This window comes from Streptomyces sp. NPDC085927 (assembly GCF_044540975.1).
Lineage (GTDB): Bacteria > Actinomycetota > Actinomycetes > Streptomycetales > Streptomycetaceae > Streptomyces > Streptomyces hirsutus.
In genome coordinates this window covers 85,275-101,827 of sequence record NZ_JBITSN010000002.1, presented here as the reverse complement: position 1 = coordinate 101,827, position 16,553 = coordinate 85,275, and the positions used below count along the sequence as shown (strand labels likewise).

14 protein-coding genes are annotated in these 16,553 nt (G+C 73.8%); 12 read left to right on the top strand and 2 right to left on the bottom strand.

What is annotated here, in order from left to right; translation table 11 throughout:
• The first annotated feature begins 2 nt into the window (after positions 1–2).
• From tpg to ACIF80_RS05375, 5 genes are all read left to right on the top strand, one after another.
• Positions 3–560: a telomere-protecting terminal protein Tpg gene (tpg, locus tag ACIF80_RS05395; RefSeq protein ID WP_399799658.1), complete on the top strand. Its 558-nt coding sequence runs from the start codon at positions 3–5 to the stop codon at positions 558–560.
• A gap of 398 nt (positions 561–958) precedes the next feature.
• Positions 959–2,185: a PP2C family protein-serine/threonine phosphatase gene (locus ACIF80_RS05390; RefSeq protein ID WP_399799656.1), complete on the top strand. Its 1,227-nt coding sequence runs from the start codon at positions 959–961 to the stop codon at positions 2,183–2,185.
• A 276-nt stretch (positions 2,186–2,461) separates the two neighbouring features.
• Positions 2,462–4,678, top strand: a complete 2,217-nt coding sequence (locus ACIF80_RS05385; RefSeq protein ID WP_399799654.1) for a molybdopterin oxidoreductase family protein — start codon at positions 2,462–2,464, stop codon at positions 4,676–4,678.
• Positions 4,679–4,968: 290 nt separating this feature from the next.
• Positions 4,969–5,568 (top strand): hypothetical protein, encoded by a 600-nt coding sequence (locus tag ACIF80_RS05380; protein WP_399799653.1) that lies wholly within the window; start codon positions 4,969–4,971, stop codon positions 5,566–5,568.
• A 165-nt stretch (positions 5,569–5,733) separates the two neighbouring features.
• Positions 5,734–6,345, top strand: a complete 612-nt coding sequence (locus ACIF80_RS05375) for a class F sortase (RefSeq protein WP_399801181.1) — start codon at positions 5,734–5,736, stop codon at positions 6,343–6,345.
• Positions 6,346–6,440: 95 nt separating this feature from the next.
• On the opposite strand, the gene ACIF80_RS05370 is transcribed toward ACIF80_RS05375, so the two are convergent.
• Entirely contained in the window at positions 6,441–6,779 is a 339-nt protein-coding gene (locus ACIF80_RS05370) for a winged helix-turn-helix transcriptional regulator (protein WP_399801178.1), read from the bottom strand.
• Positions 6,780–6,889: 110 nt separating this feature from the next.
• Here ACIF80_RS05370 and ACIF80_RS05365 point away from each other — a divergent pair, with 110 nt between their 5' ends.
• Positions 6,890–7,828 carry an NAD(P)-dependent oxidoreductase gene (locus ACIF80_RS05365; protein WP_399799651.1) on the top strand — a complete coding sequence of 313 codons (939 nt, stop codon included), beginning with the start codon at positions 6,890–6,892 and terminating at the stop codon, positions 7,826–7,828.
• Between the two features lie 244 nt (positions 7,829–8,072).
• Here ACIF80_RS05365 and ACIF80_RS05360 read toward each other — a convergent pair whose 3' ends face one another.
• Positions 8,073–8,855, bottom strand: a complete 783-nt coding sequence (locus ACIF80_RS05360; RefSeq protein ID WP_399799649.1) for a sulfite exporter TauE/SafE family protein — start codon at positions 8,853–8,855, stop codon at positions 8,073–8,075.
• A 221-nt stretch (positions 8,856–9,076) separates the two neighbouring features.
• Between ACIF80_RS05360 and ACIF80_RS05355 the strand changes: the two genes are divergently transcribed.
• The 6 genes from ACIF80_RS05355 to ACIF80_RS05330 all read left to right on the top strand — a co-directional run bounded on the left by ACIF80_RS05355 (position 9,077) and on the right by ACIF80_RS05330 (position 16,434).
• Complete coding sequence (locus ACIF80_RS05355) at positions 9,077–10,294, top strand: NAD(P)/FAD-dependent oxidoreductase (RefSeq protein ID WP_399799646.1); 1,218 nt, start codon at positions 9,077–9,079, stop codon at positions 10,292–10,294.
• Entirely contained in the window at positions 10,294–12,933 is a 2,640-nt protein-coding gene (gene nirB / locus ACIF80_RS05350; RefSeq protein WP_399799643.1) for a nitrite reductase large subunit NirB, read from the top strand. The genes ACIF80_RS05355 and nirB overlap by 1 nt, the downstream gene beginning before the upstream one ends.
• Positions 12,930–13,280, top strand: coding sequence for a nitrite reductase small subunit NirD (gene nirD, locus ACIF80_RS05345; RefSeq protein WP_399799641.1), 351 nt, complete (start codon positions 12,930–12,932; stop codon positions 13,278–13,280). Before nirB ends, nirD begins: the two co-directional genes overlap by 4 nt.
• A gap of 157 nt (positions 13,281–13,437) precedes the next feature.
• Entirely contained in the window at positions 13,438–14,424 is a 987-nt protein-coding gene (locus ACIF80_RS05340) for an SMP-30/gluconolactonase/LRE family protein (RefSeq protein WP_399799639.1), read from the top strand.
• A 154-nt stretch (positions 14,425–14,578) separates the two neighbouring features.
• Positions 14,579–15,736 (top strand): alkaline phosphatase PhoX, encoded by a 1,158-nt coding sequence (locus ACIF80_RS05335; protein ID WP_399799638.1) that lies wholly within the window; start codon positions 14,579–14,581, stop codon positions 15,734–15,736.
• Between the two features lie 209 nt (positions 15,737–15,945).
• Positions 15,946–16,434, top strand: coding sequence for an excalibur calcium-binding domain-containing protein (locus ACIF80_RS05330; protein ID WP_399799636.1), 489 nt, complete (start codon positions 15,946–15,948; stop codon positions 16,432–16,434).
• Positions 16,435–16,553 lie beyond the last annotated feature (119 nt).

The window sequence follows — 16,553 nt, the reverse complement described above, 5'->3', positions numbered from 1 at the left end:
CGGTGGGGGAGATCGAGGACGCCATCGAGCGGGCCGACCGGGAGAGCTTCACCCGCGAGCCGCCGAAGACGCTCAAGAGCCAGATCCGTTACCTGCTCAAGCAGCTGGGCAGCGCGAAGGCCGTCGCGCAGGAGATCGGTGTCACCGCCGACTCCGTGAACCGCTACCGGCGCGGCGCCCGCAAGCACGCCCGCGCCGACGTCGCCGCGAAGATCGACGACGCGGTGCGGTCCCGCTGGCAGCCGCAGGTGCGCAGGCGCCGGCAGCGGCAGGCCGCCGCCACGGGCGGGATCACGGTGGAGACGAGGGCCCGCTTCGGATACACGGCGCCGGTCGGCACGACCGACGACGGACGCTTCCGGCGGCTCACCGTGCACCTCCCCCCGGCGTACGCACAGCGCCTGTTCGACGCCCGCGCCGCGGGGGCCGGCGACCGGGAGATGCGCGGGATCATCGCCGAAGGATTCAAGGACGTCTACTTCCAGGACGGTGGCGGCCGCGCCCCGGGCCTGTCGGACGTGGCCATCAACGACATCGACTACCTGGACCTGGATTACTGAAGAGGAGCGAGGACAGGACGGCTCCAGGAGCCGCGGCGCCCGGGGCCGACGGTGCCGGTCATTGATCAGGGGCGCTGCCGGCGTTCGGTGACGGCGTCCTGAGACCGGCCTCGCTCACCGCGCTGCGCGTGTCTTCGCTCACCGCACTGCGCATGTCTTCCAGCGGGCTCCGGTGAGCCGCTGGTGCCTCCCGTCGCGCGGCTCCGTCCCGTCGAGGGTGTCCGTGCCGTCCACTCGCGGCGCCGGGAACTTCCTGCGGGCCGGCACGCGCCTCGCGCCGGCGGCGTCGGCCGGTCGTCCTCGAACGCCCGGTGTGCTCGGGTGGCCGGGGCCGCTCAGGTGGGGTGGAGTGGTAAAGGCGCGGTTGACCCGCCCGGCGGCGGGAGAGGGGCAGACAGGTGACGGGAGAGAAGACCGGCGGAGCCGATGAGGTCCTGGGCCAGATGCTGCGGGAAGTGCACCGCACGGCGCCGGACGATCTGCCGTTGCTGTTGCGGCGTCACACCGCGGACCTGGGCCTGAAGAAGATCATCGTCTATGTGGCCGACGTGCAGCAGCGTGTCCTGGTGGAACTGGGTGAAACCCCGGACCAGCCGCTTCGGCGCCTGTTGATCGACGATTCGCTGGCGGGCTGGGCCTACCGCACGGTCTCCCCTCGTATCGAGCCCGACGACACCGGCGGGCTGATCCTGTGGCTGCCGATGCTCGACGGGGTCGCGCGGATCGGCATGGTCGCCTTCCACGCTCCGGCCCTGGACGGCAGGACGCTGAAGGACTGCCACGCGCTGGCATCACTGATCACGCTGATCATGTTGGACAAGAGCGCCTTCAGCGACACCTTCCGCCGCCTGCGACGCGTCTCGGACATGCGACTGCCGGCCGAGATGGTGTGGGCCTTCCTGCCACCGCGAACGATCGGCACCGACCTGATCACCTCCTCAGCCGTCCTGGAACCGGCCTACGACCTGGGAGGCGACTGCTTCGACCACGCCCTGTCCGGCAACACCCTGCACACCGCCGTCCTGGACGCGATGGGACACGACCTGGCGGCCGGCATCACCTCCTCCGTCGCACTGGCCGCCCTGCGCCACGCCCGCCACCACGCCACAGATCTGGCCGGGACCGTCACCGGCATCGACGCCACCCTCAACGAGGTTTTCGCCGACCGGCACAGCACCGGCATCCTCGCCCAGCTGGAGACCACCACCGGCCACCTGACCTGGGCCAACTGCGGACACCCGCCACCCCTGCTCATCAGAGGCCGGGACCTGGTGCCCCACGCTCTTGAGCGCGAGCCCGAGCCGCCACTGGGCGTAGGAGCCTGGCTGCCCGGCGTTCGGCGCACCATCCACCACGCCCGGCTCGAGCCCGGCGACCGCGTGCTGCTCCACACCGACGGAGTGACCGAGGCCCGCTCCGCCGGCGGAGAGCTCTTCGGCGAAACCCGCTTCGCCGACTTCATCATCCGCGCCATCGCCTCCGGCGAAACCGCCCCCGAAGCCTTGCGCCGCCTGATCAACACCATCCTGGAACACCGGGACAGCCGCCTGAATGACGACGCCACCATCCTCATGCTCGAATGGCATCCCTTCCGCGAGACCACCACCCGCCGCAGGCTGCCCTGACCCGCAGCGGCCGCAGAGCGGTGAAAGCGGCGGTGACGAGCGGCGGGCCTCCACCGTGACAACCGACTCGCCCTACGAGATCCGAACGGCCGGCTCACCTCCGTTCCGAAAGTGACGACCACCGTGGTGACGGCCACCGTGCTTCGGCCCACGGCCGTCGACCGCGGCATCCGCTCCCGGCCTCACTGCGCTCCCCCGGCCCCGGGGAGGTGGCCGTACCGGGGGTGTAACAGGGGCCGGTGCGGTGCGTAACACGTGCGACGCACGCTGGGCGGCATGCAGAGCACCGTGACGCCCACGCACTGCCCGTACTGCGCCCTGCAGTGCGGGATGAACCTGACGCCCGCCCCGGGCGGGACCGTCCGGGTGAGCGAGCGCGCGGACTTCCCGGTGAACCGGGGCGCGCTGTGCGGCAAGGGGCGTACGGCACCGGCGGTGCTCGACCCCGGCGTGCGGCTGACCTCGCCGCTGGTGCGGTCCCCGGAGACGGGCGCGCTGGTGCCCGCCGGCTGGGGCGAGGCGCTGGACCGGATCGCCGAAGGGCTGGGCCGTACGCGCACCGAGTACGGGGCGGACGCGGTCGGGGTGTTCGGCGGCGGCGGGCTGACGAACGAGAAGGCGTACGCGCTGGGGAAGTTCGCACGGGTGGTGCTGGGCACCTCCCAGATCGACTACAACGGCCGCTTCTGCATGTCGTCCGCCGCGGCCGCCGGCATCAGGGCGTTCGGGCTGGACCGGGGGCTGCCGTTCCCCCTGGAGGACATCCCGAGTACCGGCTGCGTGATCCTCGTCGGCTCGAACCCGGCGGAGACCATGCCGCCGGCGCTGCGCTACTTCGCCGAGCTGAGGGCGAACGGCGGCACGCTGATCGTCGTCGATCCGCGCCGCACGAAGACCGCCGAGCAGGCCGATCTGCATCTGGCGCCCCGCCCGGGCACCGACCTCGCGCTGGCGCTGGGCCTGCTGCACCTGGTCGTCGCCGAGGGACGCACCGACGAGGGGTACATCCGGGAACGCACCACCGGCTGGGAGGAGACCCGGGCCGCGGCGATGGCGCACTGGCCGGAGTACGTGGAGCGGATCACCGGTGTGCCCGTGCCCCTGCTGCGGGAGACCGTACGGCTGTTCTGCGAGCCGGAGGCGGCCATGGTGCTCACCGCCCGCGGACCCGAGCAGCAGGCCAAGGGCACCGACACCGTGGGCGCCTGGATCAACCTGTGCCTGGCGACCGGCCGCGCGGGCCGCCCGCTGTCCGGGTACGGCTGCCTGACCGGTCAGGGCAACGGGCAGGGCGGACGGGAACACGGCCAGAAGGCCGACCAGCTGCCCGGCTACCGCAAGCTGACCGACCCGGCGGCCCGCCGGCACGTGGCGGGGGTCTGGGGCGTGGACCCCGACGCGCTGCCCGGCCCGGGGCGCAGCGCGTACGAGCTGCTGGACGCGCTGGGTACGGACATCCGCTCGCTGCTGCTGATGGGCTCCAACCCGGTGGTGTCGGCGCCCCGCGCGGCGCACGTCGAGGAGCGCATCAGGTCGCTGGACTTCCTGGCGGTGTGCGACGTCGTGCTGTCGGAGACGGCCGCGCTCGCCGACGTCGTCCTGCCGGTGACGCAGTGGGCGGAGGAGACGGGCACGACGACCAACCTGGAGGGCAGGGTGCTGCTGCGGCGGCGCGCGCTGCCCGCGCCGGACGGTGTGCGCAGCGACCTGGAGGTGCTGCACGAGCTGGCCGTCCGGCTCGGTGACGGGCCGAGTCCGGAGAAGAGGTTCCCGACCGATCCCGAGGAGGTCTTCGAGGAGCTGCGCCGCGCGAGCGCGGGCGGGCCGGCGGACTACTCCGGGATCAGCTACCGGCGGCTCGCGGAGGGGAACGGCGTGTTCTGGCCGTGCCCGGCGCCCGAGCCCGAACCCGGACCCACGCCGGTGGCGGTGGCACCGACAGCGGCACCGGCCCCGGCAGCGGCAGCGGCAGCGGCAGCGGCAGCGGCAGCGGCAGCGGCAGCGGCAGCGGCAGCGGACAGTGCCGTGCACCCCGGTACCCCCAGGCTGTTCCTCGACCGGTTCGCCACCGAGGACGGGCGGGCCCGGTTCGTGCCCGTGGCGCACCGCGCGAACGCCGAGGAGCCCGACGACGATTACCCCGTCCTGCTGACCACCGGCCGGGTGATGGCGCAGTACCAGTCCGGCGCGCAGACCCGGCGCGTCGACGAACTGAACGCCGCCGCGCCCGGCCCGTTCGTGGAACTGCACCCGCGGCTCGCGGAGCGGCTCGGCGCGGCCGAGGGCGATCCGCTGGCCGTGGTGTCCCGGCGGGGCCGGGCGGTGGCACCGGCCCGGATCACCACCGCGATCCGCCCCGACACCGTGTTCATGCCGTTCCACTGGGCGGGCGAGGGCCGCGCGAACACCCTCACCCATCCCGCCCTGGACCCGACGTCGCGGATGCCGGAGTTCAAGGTGTGCGCGGTGCGGGTGGAGACGGTCCGGCCCTGAGTCCCCGTCCCGGCCGACTGCCGTACCGGCCTCACCCGTTCACCGCCGTGCGGCGTCCCCATCGGATTCTTTCCCCCGGCCGGGCCCGCGGCACGGCGGTGACCTGCCGAAACGGGTACGGGCGGGGGTCCCGCCGGGGCCGGCCGACACCCGTTCACCTCGTTTTTGACGTTTCTTCAGGGAGCGGCCCGCGCCCGCCGGCCTTTACCTCGGACCAGTGGGAACGCGACTGACGGCGGCACATGGGGGTGCCGCGGGCGCGGCCCCTTCGTGAGCCCGAGGGAGCATCGATGCGAGGTACCGCCCGGCGGCTGCCCGGCCCGACCTGCCTGACCGGACCCGCGCTCGCCGTGGCCGCCGCGGGACTGCTCGTGGCGGCCGCCGCACCCGCCGTGTACGCCGAGGAGTCCGCCGCCCCCGCAGGACCCCCCTACGACGCGCCGGCCGGGAGGCCCGCCGGGAGCCTGGAACTGCACCCGGCCATGGTCGTGGCCGGCGCGCAGGTGACGGTGAACACCGCGGCGTGCGGCGACGACGACACGGTCGCGGGCGACGCCACCGCCGTGGGCGCCGGCCGTTTCACGCTGGCGCCGGGCTCGGACGACCCGGACTCGACCGGACGGTTCCGGGTGCCGCCGGGAGCGCAGCCGGGCACGTACGAGATCGTCGCGACGTGCGACGCGGGCGGGCAGCGGGTGACCGGCGACCTGGTGGTCAGGCTGACGCCCGCCGCGCAGCAGGTGTATCCCCGGGGCAGTGTGAAGACGGGGGTCGGTGGCGCTCTGGGCCCCGATCCCGTGCAGACCGCGGCCGGTGTGACGGCTCTCGCCGTCGCCGCCGCGGGCGGTACCTGGCTCCTGCATCGCCGGGCGAGAGGCGACGGGATCTGACGGGCGCCCTCCACCGCCCGTCCGCCGTACCGCATGTCCCTCCCCCTCCGGGTCCGACGCCCCTCGCGGCCCGGAGGGGTGCGGGGCCGGCCCCGGAGAGGTCAGTCCGCGATGCGCCGCATACGCCGCAGGTCCAGCCGGGCCGGGAGCCCGGGCGACAGGGTCATGGTGTCGGTGAGCGTGTTCGCCCTGTTCTGCGGCCTGTGGCTGCTGGGCGACGGGGCCGCGACGCACGCCCCGCCCCAGCCGTCCGCCGCCCAGGCGCACTCCGCGCCCGCCGGACACGGCTCCGGGCGCCCCTCCGAGCAGGCCGCCGCGCTGCCGCCCTCCCCGCCCGACCGGATCCGCATCCCCGCGATCGGCGTGGACGCGCCCCTGACGGGCCTCGGGCTGACCGGCACCGGCAGCCTCGACGTACCGCCGCCCGAGCGGACGAACCTGGCCGGCTGGTACGAGGCCGGCACCACTCCCGGCGAGACGGGCACCGCGGTCGTCGCGGGCCATGTCGACAACGCCGAGGGCCCCGCCGTCTTCTACTCCCTGGGCGCCCTGCGCAAGGGCGCCACCGTCGAGGTGGGCCGGCGCGACGGCGGCACCGCCGTGTTCACCGTGCACGCCGTCGAGGTGTACGACGCCCGGGACTTCCCCGACGAGAAGGTGTACGGCGCGGCGAAGCGCCCGGAGCTGCGGATCATCACCTGCGGCGGAGGTTACTCACGCACCACCGGCTACCGGGGCAACGTCGTCGTCTACGCCCACCTGACGGGCAGCCGCTGAGCCTTGGGCGGCCGAGGCCTTCAAGCAACTGGGCCTTCGGGCAACCGGGCCTTCGAGCAGCCGAACCGCCCCGCGCGGCCGGCCGGCACCGCGTCTCACGCCACCCGGTGCGGGCCGGGCTCCGCCCTCCCCCATGCGCCCAGCGGTTCCAGCGCCTCGTTGAGCGCCGTCCCCCTCGGCGTCAGCGAGTACTCGACGCGCGGCGGGTTCTCGTCGTACTCCTCGCGGTGCACGATGCCGTCGGACTCCAGCTCCCGCAGATGCGAGGCGAGCACCTTCTCGGTGATCCCGGGCAGCTCCCGGCGCAGGGCGCCGAAGCGGTACGGCCGTTCGTGCAGCGCCCAGAGGATCAGCACCTTCCACTTGCCGCCGATCACGTCCATCGCCGCGTCGATCCCGCACAGATACGCCCCCGGCCGCCGTACCGTCCCCATGCCCGTCGTCACCCCGTCCGCTCCCGCTGCCTGCACCCTTTCCCCGGGGTAAGCGCCCACTTCGAAGTACGTACTTGAGCAGGCCCTTCCCCGCGGCGAGCCTAGTCTCCATGACCCACAACGCCCCCTCCCCCGCTCCCGCTTCCCTGACCCTGCTCGGCGCCGGTGCCATGGGCACCGCCCTCGGCCGCGCCTGGCTCGCCGCCGGCCGTCCGGTGACCGTCTGGAACCGTACTCCCGCCCGCACCGCGGCCCTCGCCGCCGAGGGTGCGACGGTCGCCGCGACCGCCGCCGAGGCGGTGGCCGCGAACCGCCTGGTGATCGCCTGCCTGCTCGACGACGACTCCGTCGGCGAGGCGCTCGACGGCGCCGACCTCACCGGGCGGGACCTGGTGAACCTCACCACCGGCACCCCGGCCCAGGGCCGTGCCCGTGCCGCCCGGGCCACGGCACGCGGTGCCCGTTTCCTGGACGCCGGGATCATGGCGGTGCCGCCGATGATCGGGGTCCCGGAGTCCGGGGCGTACGTCTTCTACAGCGGCTCGCGCCCCCTGTTCGAGGAGCACCGGGACACGCTCGCCGTCCCGGCCGGCACCCGGTACGTGGGTGAGGACCCGGGGTTCGCCGCGCTGCACGACGTGGCGCTGCTGAGCGCGATGAACGGGCTGTTCGCCGGGATCACGCACGCCTTCGCCCTGATCGGCGGGGAGGAGGTCGCTCCCCAGGACCTCGCGCCGCTGCTCGCCTCCTGGCTCACCGCCATGACCCCGGCCGTGCACGAGACCGCCGAGCGGCTGAGCAGCGACGACTACACCTCGGGAGTGGTGTCCCACCTTGCCATGCAGGCCGCGGGCAACGGCACGCTGCTGCGCACGGCCGAGGAGCAGGGCGTGAGCGCCGAGCTGCTGATGCCGTACATGGACCTGATGGCCCGCCGCGTCGCCGCCGGACACGGCGACGAGGACGGCGCGGGCCTGGTCGGGCTGCTCCGTCTCCCGGCGACGGAGACGGCAACGGCGACGCGGGAGCGGGCCGCCGACCGGGCCTGAGCCCCGTCGTCCCAGCCGGTGGGAGCGGCCCGGTCGGGAAGCTCTGCCGGGAGGCCGGCCCGGGCCCCGATGACCTCGCATCCCAGCAGCCGGCCGGCCTCGTCCACGGCGAGGACGGCTTCGGCGCCCGCCGCAAGCCCTTCGACGGGAACCTGGCGGACGGCGGCGCCGTCCGGAATGCGGGCGACGAGGGAGACGGACACGGCGTTCCCGGCCCTGAAGGGCCGGGCGAGGTGCCGGCGCCTCAGGCCAGCCACTGTTCGTACGCCATGTTCGCCACCAGGGCGAAGACCACCGTCAGCAGGACGACGCGGACGAAGCCGCTGCCCTTCTTCAGGGCCGTGTGGGCGCCGAGGGTGCCGCCCGCCAGGTTGAAGACGGCCATCAGGCCCGCCAGCTGCCACAGCACCGCGCCCTGCCAGGCGAACATCGCCAGCGCGCCGGCGTTGGTGCAGCAGTTGACGATCTTCGCGGTGGCGGACGCGGTGACGAGGTCGAGGTGGAGCAGGGCGGTGAGCGCCAGGACGAGGAACGTGCCGGTGCCGGGGCCGATGAGACCGTCGTAGAAGCCGATGCCCAGGCCGCCGAACCCGATCGCGGCGAGGACGCGGCGGCGGGAGACCGGGCCGGGCTTCGGCGCGGTGCCGAAGCCCGGGCGCAGGATGACGAAGGCCGCGACGGCGAGCAGCACCACCATGATCACCGGCTTGAGGACCTCGGTGCTCATCCCGGCGGCGAGGAAGGCCCCGCCCGACGATCCGACGAGGGCGGCCAGGCCGATGCGTACGGCGGTCCGTACGTCGACGGGTGCCTTGCGGGCGTAGGTGATCGCCGCGCCGGTGGTGCCGACGATGGCGACCGCCTTGTTGGTGCCCAGGGCGTGCGCGGCGGGGGTGCCGGCGGGCAGGCCGAGCAGCAGCGCCGGCAGCAGCAGGAGTCCGCCACCGCCGACCACCGCGTCGATCCAGCCGGCCGCCAGTGCCGCGAGGCAGAGGAGAACGACCGTGGTCAGGGAGATGTCGGGCATGGGCGTGACCCTATGGAGCGGATAGTTGTGCCGTCCATCAAGATGAGCGTTTCCTGAGGTTGAGGCTCCTCACAGGCCCTCCTCACCATGCCTCCTCACACCCCTCTCCGCCGCACGCCCCGAACCCTCACACCCGTCCCCCGCCCCTGCTGAGGGCAGCGTTCCGAGCGGGAAACAGAGGGGATGCCGTCGGGTAACACCCGCACCGCACGCTCGGTGCCATGACCTCGAACTCGCGTGTGGTGGTGATCGGCGCCGGCCTCGCGGGCGTGACGCTCGCCCGGCGGCTCGGTGAGCTCGGCACGCCCGCGCTGCTGGCCGGCGACGAGGAGCACCCCCCGTACAACAGGGTGCTGCTCGCCGAGGTGCTGGCCGGGCGGTACGGCCCCGAGGTGATCGCGCTGCCGGCGCCCGCCGGGCTGACCCGCGCCCGGGTCACCGGCATCGACCGGGCCGGGCGGACCGTCCGGTGCGCCGACGGTTCCCTGATCGCCTACGACAGGCTGGTCCTGGCCACCGGCTCCAACGCCGTACTGCCTCCCCTGCACGGCCTGTTCACCCCGGACCGCGAACTGCCCGGGGGCGTGCACGCGTTCCGGACCATGGACGACTGCCTGGGACTGTCCGGGGCGGTCCGGCCGGGAGTCCGGGCGGTCGTCATCGGCGGCGGGCTGCTCGGGGTCTCCGCGGCCCGGGCGCTGGCCGTGCGCGGCGCACAGGTCGTCCTCGCCCAGCAGTCCGAGCGGCTCATGGAACGCCAGCTCGACCCGGCCGCCTCACGGCTCGTCCGGCGGCATCTGGAGGACCTGGGCGTCGAGGTGCACACCGAGTGCCGGGTGCGGGACGTGCGCTCGGCCGGCGGCGCGGTGCGGTCGGTGGAGATGGCCGACGGGTACGCCCTCGGCGCCGACCTGGTCGTCCTCGCGTGCGGGGTCCGCCCGCGCGTCGGCCTCGCGCGGGCGGCCGGCCTGGAAGTGCGCAAGGGCGTGGTCGTCGACGACGAGCTGCGCACCTCGGACCCGTACATCCACGCGATCGGCGACTGCGCCCAGCACGCGGGGCAGGTCTACGGGCTGGCCGCGCCCGCCCTCGAACAGGCCGACGCCCTGGCCGGGGTGCTGGCCGGCGACCCCGCCGCCCGCTACACCGGCACCCGGTCCCTGACCCGGCTCACGCTCACCGGGCCCGACAGCCCCTTCGACCTCGCCGCGTTCGGTGAGACCGCCCCCCGCCCCGGCGACGACGTCGTGCAGCTCGCCGACGCCACCCGGGGCACCTACCGCAAGGTCGTCGTCCGCGACGACCGGCTGGTCGGCGGGGTCCTGGTCGGCGAACTCGGCACCGTCGGCGCGCTCGCGCGCGCCTGGGAGGGAGCAGAGCCGCTCCCCTCCGACGGCGGCCCCCTGCTCCACCTGCTCACCCACGACGGAGGCTCCTGATGACCACCGCCCCGGAGGCCACTCCCACGATCGTGCTCGTCGGCCACGGCATGGTCGGCCAGCGCTTCCTCGAGGCGCTCGCCGAGCGCGGCCTGACCGCCACGCACCGCGTGGTCGTGCTGTGCGAGGAGCCGCGTCCGGCGTACGACCGCGTCCAGCTCACCTCGTACTTCTCGGGGAGGACCCCCGAGGACCTGTCCATGACGGACCCGCGGTTCATCGAGGACCACGGCATCGAGCTGCACGTCGGTGACCCGGCCGAGAGCATCGACCGCGAGGCGCGCGAGGTGACCGCCCGCTCCGGGCTGGTCGTCGGCTACGACGTCCTCGTCCTGGCCACCGGCTCCTACCCCTTCGTCCCGCCGGTCCCCGGCAAGGACGCCCGGGGCTGCTTCGTGTACCGCACCATCGAGGACCTGCTCGCCATCGAGGAGTACGCGAAGAACGCGACGACCGGCGTGGTGGTCGGCGGCGGGCTCCTCGGCCTGGAGGCGGCGGGCGCGCTCGACGGGCTCGGACTCACCTCGCACATCGTGGAGTTCGCGCCCCGTCTGATGCCCGTGCAGGTCGACGAGGGCGGCGGCGCGGCGCTGCTGCGTACCATCGAGGACAGGGGCCTGTCCGTCCACACGGGCGTGGGCACGCAGGAGATCGTGACCGGCGCGGACGGTTCGGTCACCGGCATGAAGCTGTCCGACGGCTCCGAACTCGCCACCGACCTGGTGGTGTTCAGCGCCGGCGTCCGCCCCCGCGACCAGCTGGCCCGGGACTGCGGCCTGACGGTCGGCGAGCGCGGCGGCATCGCCGTGGACGAGCGGTGCCGCACGGTCGCCGACCCGCACGTCTTCGCGATCGGCGAGTGCGCGCTGGCCGCCGACGGCCGGGTGTACGGCCTGGTCGCCCCCGGCTACGAGCAGGCGCAGACCGCCGCCGCGGCGATCGCCGCCGACGAGACCGACCGGTCGACGTTCACCGGCGCCGACCTGTCCACCAAGCTGAAGCTGCTCGGCGTCGACGTGGCGTCCTTCGGCGACGCGCACGGCGCCACCGCCGGCTGCCTGGACGTCGTCTACTCCGACTCCCGCGCCGGCCTCTACAAGAAGCTGGTCATCGGCGGCGACGGCACGCTGCTCGGCGGCATCCTGGTCGGCGACGCGGAGGCGTACGGCACGCTGCGCGCCTTCACCGGCTCGGTCCCGCCGGTCCCGCCCGAGTCCCTCGTCCTGCCTGCCGGGGCCGGGGCCCCGGTCCAGCTGGGCCCGTCCGCGCTGCCGGACGAGGCCGTCGTCTGCTCCTGCCACAACGTCACCAAGGGCACCATCCGCGGCGCGGTCACCGAGCACGGCTGCACCACCGTGCCCGAGGTGAAGAAGTGCACCAAGGCCGGTACGGGCTGCGGCAGTTGCGTGAAGGTGCTCGGCCAACTGGTCGCCGCCGAGCTGGAGGCGAGCGGCGTCGAGGTCGACAAGGGCCTGTGCGGCTGCTTCGCGCAGACCCGCGAGGAGCTGTACGAGATCGTCCTCGCCCTGCGCGTCACCTCCCACCGAGACCTGCTGGACCGGTACGGCCGCGAGGACGCCCGGGGCGGCGACGGCTGCGAGGTCTGCAAGCCGACGGTCGGCTCGGTCATCGCCTCGCTGGCCCCGACGATCGGCGCGAGCGGCTACGTCCTGGAGGGCGAGCAGGCCGCGCTGCAGGACACCAACGACCACTTCCTCGCCAACCTCCAGAGGAACGGCTCGTATTCGGTCGTCCCCCGCATCCCCGGCGGCGAGATCGCCCCGGAGAAGCTGATCGTGATCGGCGAGATCGCCCGCGACTTCGGCCTCTACACGAAGATCACCGGCGGCCAGCGCATCGACATGTTCGGCGCGAGGGTCGAACAGCTCCCGGTGATCTGGGCCCGCCTGGTGGACGCCGGCTTCGAATCCGGCCACGCGTACGGCAAGTCACTGCGCACGGTGAAGTCCTGCGTCGGGCAGACCTGGTGCCGTTACGGCGTCCAGGACTCCGTGCGCATGGCGATCGACCTGGAACTCCGCTACCGGGGCCTGCGTTCCCCGCACAAGCTGAAGTCGGCGGTCTCCGGGTGCGCCCGCGAGTGCGCCGAGGCCCAGTCGAAGGACTTCGGCGTGATCGCCACCGCAAGCGGCTGGAACCTCTACGTCGGCGGCAACGGCGGCGCCACCCCGCGCCACGCCGACCTGCTCGCACAGGACCTCTCGGACGCCGAACTGGTCCGTCTCGTCGACCGGTTCCTGATGTTCTACATCCGCACCGCCGACAGGCTGGAACGCACCTCCACCTGGCTGGAGCGGATCCCCGGCGGCCTGGACCACGTACGGGACGTCGTCGTGCGCGACTCGCTCGGCATCTGCGACGAGCTGGAGGAGCAGATGCGGGCCCATGTCTCCCACTACCGCGACGAGTGGGCCGAGACCATCGACGACCCCGAGAAGCTGGCCCGGTTCGTGTCCTTCGTCAACGCGCCCGACACCCCCGACCCGGTCGTCGGCTTCGTGCCCGAACGCGGCCAGATGAAGCCCGACCTGCCGCTGCTGGACATCGGCATGCGGCCGATGCCCACCGCCGTGACCGAATCCGAGGAAGCCGCCCTGGAAGGAAGCGCCCAGCGATGACCCTGGCACTCGAGACCACCGACCTGAAGGTCCGGATCCAGCTGACCGACACCTGGTTCCCCGTCTGCGACCTGAGCGTCCTGCTGCCCGGCCGCGGCGTGGCGGTCCTGCTGCCCGACGGCCGGCAGGTCGCCGTCTTCACCGACCGCACCGGCGGGCTGTACGCGGTCGACAACCGTGATCCCTTCACCGGCGCGGCGGTCCTCTCCCGCGGCCTGACCGGCACCCACCGGGGCCGCCCGTTCGTCGCCTCCCCGCTGCTCAAGCAGCGCTTCGACCTGGGGACGGGCCAGTGCCTGGACGACGACACGGTCCGCCTGACGACGTACGAGGTCAAGGCGGCGTGAGCGGGTAGGGCACGGCGGCCGGAGGGCCGGGCGCCTGTCGAGTTCCTGTCGGAACCGTGTGTTTCCGTTCGGCGGGCGGGTTCTTGGGGTTTCATCGAAACTGGGAACTCCGCCCGCTCGTCTCGCGCACTCCCCACCCGTCACGGAGGCACGAACCATGACCCGGAAGCACCCCGAGCACTCCGAGCACCCCACGCGTCCCCGGCCGTCCCGCCGCGCCGTCCTGGGTGGCGCCGCGGCCACCGCGCTCGCCACCCTCGCCGGGGCCGCCGGCGCCGGTACCGCGCGGGCGGGCGGCCACCGCGCCGACTGGCCGACCGAGTTCCCGCTGCCCGACGGCTGGCTTCCCGAGGGCATCACCATCGGCGCCCGGCCGTACGCGTACCTGGGCTCGCGCGCGAACGGCGCGATCCACCGCACCGACCTGCGCACCGGACGGGGCCGGGTGTTCCACGAGGGCGCCCCCGGCCTCGCGTCCATCGGCCTGAAACTGGACGACCGCGACGGCCTGCTGTACGTCGCCGGCGGCGGTGGCGGCACCGCGCGCCTGGTGGACGCCCGTACCGGAACCCTCCGCACCACCCACCACCTCACGCCCGCCACCGGACACTTCGTCAACGACGTCGCCCTGCTCGGCGACCGCGCCTGGTTCACCGACTCGCGCGACGCGGTGCTGTACGGCGTCCCGCGCGGGCGGCGCGGCACGGTCCGGGCGCTGCCGCTGAGCGGCGACTGGGAGCAGTTGCCCGACGTCAACAACGCGAACGGCATCGTGAGCACCCCCGACGGCCGCAACGTCATCGTGGTCAAGAGCACCCCGGGCGAGCTGTACCGGGTGAGCCTGCGCACCGGACGCGCCACCAGGATCACCCTGTCCGGCGCGGACGACGTCGTCAACGGCGACGGCCTGGTCCGCGTGGGCCGCACGCTGTACGTGGTCCAGAACCGGCTGAACGTGGTCACCGTGTTCCACCTCGACGCCGGCGCGACGACGGCGACCCTGCGCCGTTCGATCACCGACCCGCGCTTCGACGTCCCCGCCACCGCGGCCCGTTACCGCGACCGCCTGTACCTGGTCAACGCCCGTTTCACCAGCCCGCAGACACCGGAGACGACGTTCACGGCGGTGGGCGTACCGCTGTAGGGCGACGACCACCGGGGCTCCCGGCCCGGGATGGTCACCGTCCGGTACACCCACGTCCATGATGTGTCCATGCCGAACCCATAGGTTCCGTGACCGCACGCTCCCGTCACCGGCCCCGGTGGCGGGACGGTTCACGGCACCTCTGGGAGCAGCAGTGGAACGTCGTACCTTCCTTCGCGCGAGCGCCATGGGCGGCGCCGGTGCGGTCCTCGGCGGCGCGCTCTGGCACAGCGCCGCGTACGCGGCGCCCGCCCAGCCCGGCACGGGCCCGTACGGGGCGCTCGGCTCGGCGGACGCCAACGGGATCAGGCTGCCGGCCGGGTTCACCAGCAGGGTGATCGCCCGGTCCGGCCAGCAGGTTCCGGGCACGTCGTACACCTGGCACAACGCCCCCGACGGCGGCGCCTGCTACGCGGACGGCAGCGGCTGGATCTACGTCTCCAACTCGGAGATCAACCCCTCCGGCGGCGCGGGCGCCGTCCGCTTCTCGGCCACCGGCGCCGTCACGGGCGCGTACCGCATCCTGTCCGGCACCCGGCAGAACTGCGCGGGCGGGAAGACCCCGTGGAACACCTGGCTGTCCTGCGAGGAGGTGGACCGCGGCTACGTCTACGAGACCGACCCGTGGGGGACGAAGGCGGCGGTCCGCCGGGATGCGATGGGCCGCTTCAAGCACGAGGCGGCGGCCGCCGACCCGGTCCGCAGGGTCGTCTACCTGACCGAGGACGTCACGGACGGCTGCTTCTACCGGTTCCGGCCGACGACGTGGGGCGACCTGTCCTCCGGCACGCTGGAGGTGCTGGTGGCGGGCAGCGGCACGAGCGGCCCGGTGAGCTGGGCGAGGGTCCCGGACCCGTCCGGGGCCACCGCGACCCGCAACCAGGTCTCCGGCGCCAAGCGCTTCAACGGCGGCGAGGGCTGCCACTACGCGAACGACACCTGCTGGTTCACCACCAAGGGCGACAACCGCGTCTGGCAGTACGACGCCGCCGCCCAGACCATCGAACTCGCCTACGACGACTCCCTGGTGACGGGCGGGTCCGCCCCCCTGACCGGCGTCGACAACGTCACCGGCTCCACCTCGGGCGACCTCTTCGTGGCCGAGGACGGCGGCAACCTGGAGATCTGCGTCATCACCCCCGACGACGTCGTGGCCCCCTTCCTCCGGGTGAACGGCCAGTCCGGCTCGGAGATCACCGGCCCGGCCTTCTCCCCGGACGGCACCCGCCTGTACTTCTCCAGCCAGCGCGGCACGAGCGGCAGTTCGTCGGGCGGCATCACCTACGAGGTGAGGGGCCCGTTCCGCACCTGACGGCTCCCCACCCTCCGCTCATGCCGGTGTGTTCTGCGCACCGGCGTGAGCGGAGGGCTACCGCCCGGTCACGTCACGTTCGCATCACGGGTCCACCAAACCTCCACACTCTTCCCCAACCCCTCCCCTACCGTCGGCAGCTCACACCCGGCAGACCCTCCCGGAGGGGGCACGCTGCCGGAAATCCGCACATAGCTGGGGGATCCCCTGTGAACCTGTCCTACAAGTCCGCCGCCGTGACCGTCGCCGCGCTCGCATTGGCCACGCTGCCCGTCACCACCGCCGTGGCCCACGAGGGCGCGTTCAAGAACTGCGACGCGGCGCACGCCGCCGGATACTCCGACATTCCGGCGAGCAGCGAGCACTACGGCAAGCACCTGGACCGCGACGGCGACGGCATCGGCTGCGACAACGCGCCCGCGGGCTTCGTCCCCGCCACCGACAAGGACAAGGACACCGGCTCGGACGACGACGACGCCACCGGCTCCGGCTCCGGCTCCGGCTCCGGCTCCGGCTCCGGCTCCGGCTCCGGCTCCGGCTCCGGCGAAAAGGGTGCCACCGAACAGGACAGCGGCACCGACCTCGCCGAGACCGGCGGCAACAGCGCGACCCCGTACATCGCGGCCGGCGGCGCGGCCGTCGTCCTGGCGGGCGGCGGCGTCCTGCTCGCGGCCCGCAGGCGCCGCAGCACCGACTGACCCGCTCCGGAACGCCGGCGTGGGGGGGGGGGGGGGGGGGGGGGGCGGCCCCCCCCCCCCGCCCCCCCCCCCCCCCCCCCCCCCCCCCCCCCCCCCCCCCCCCCCCCCCCCCCCCCACG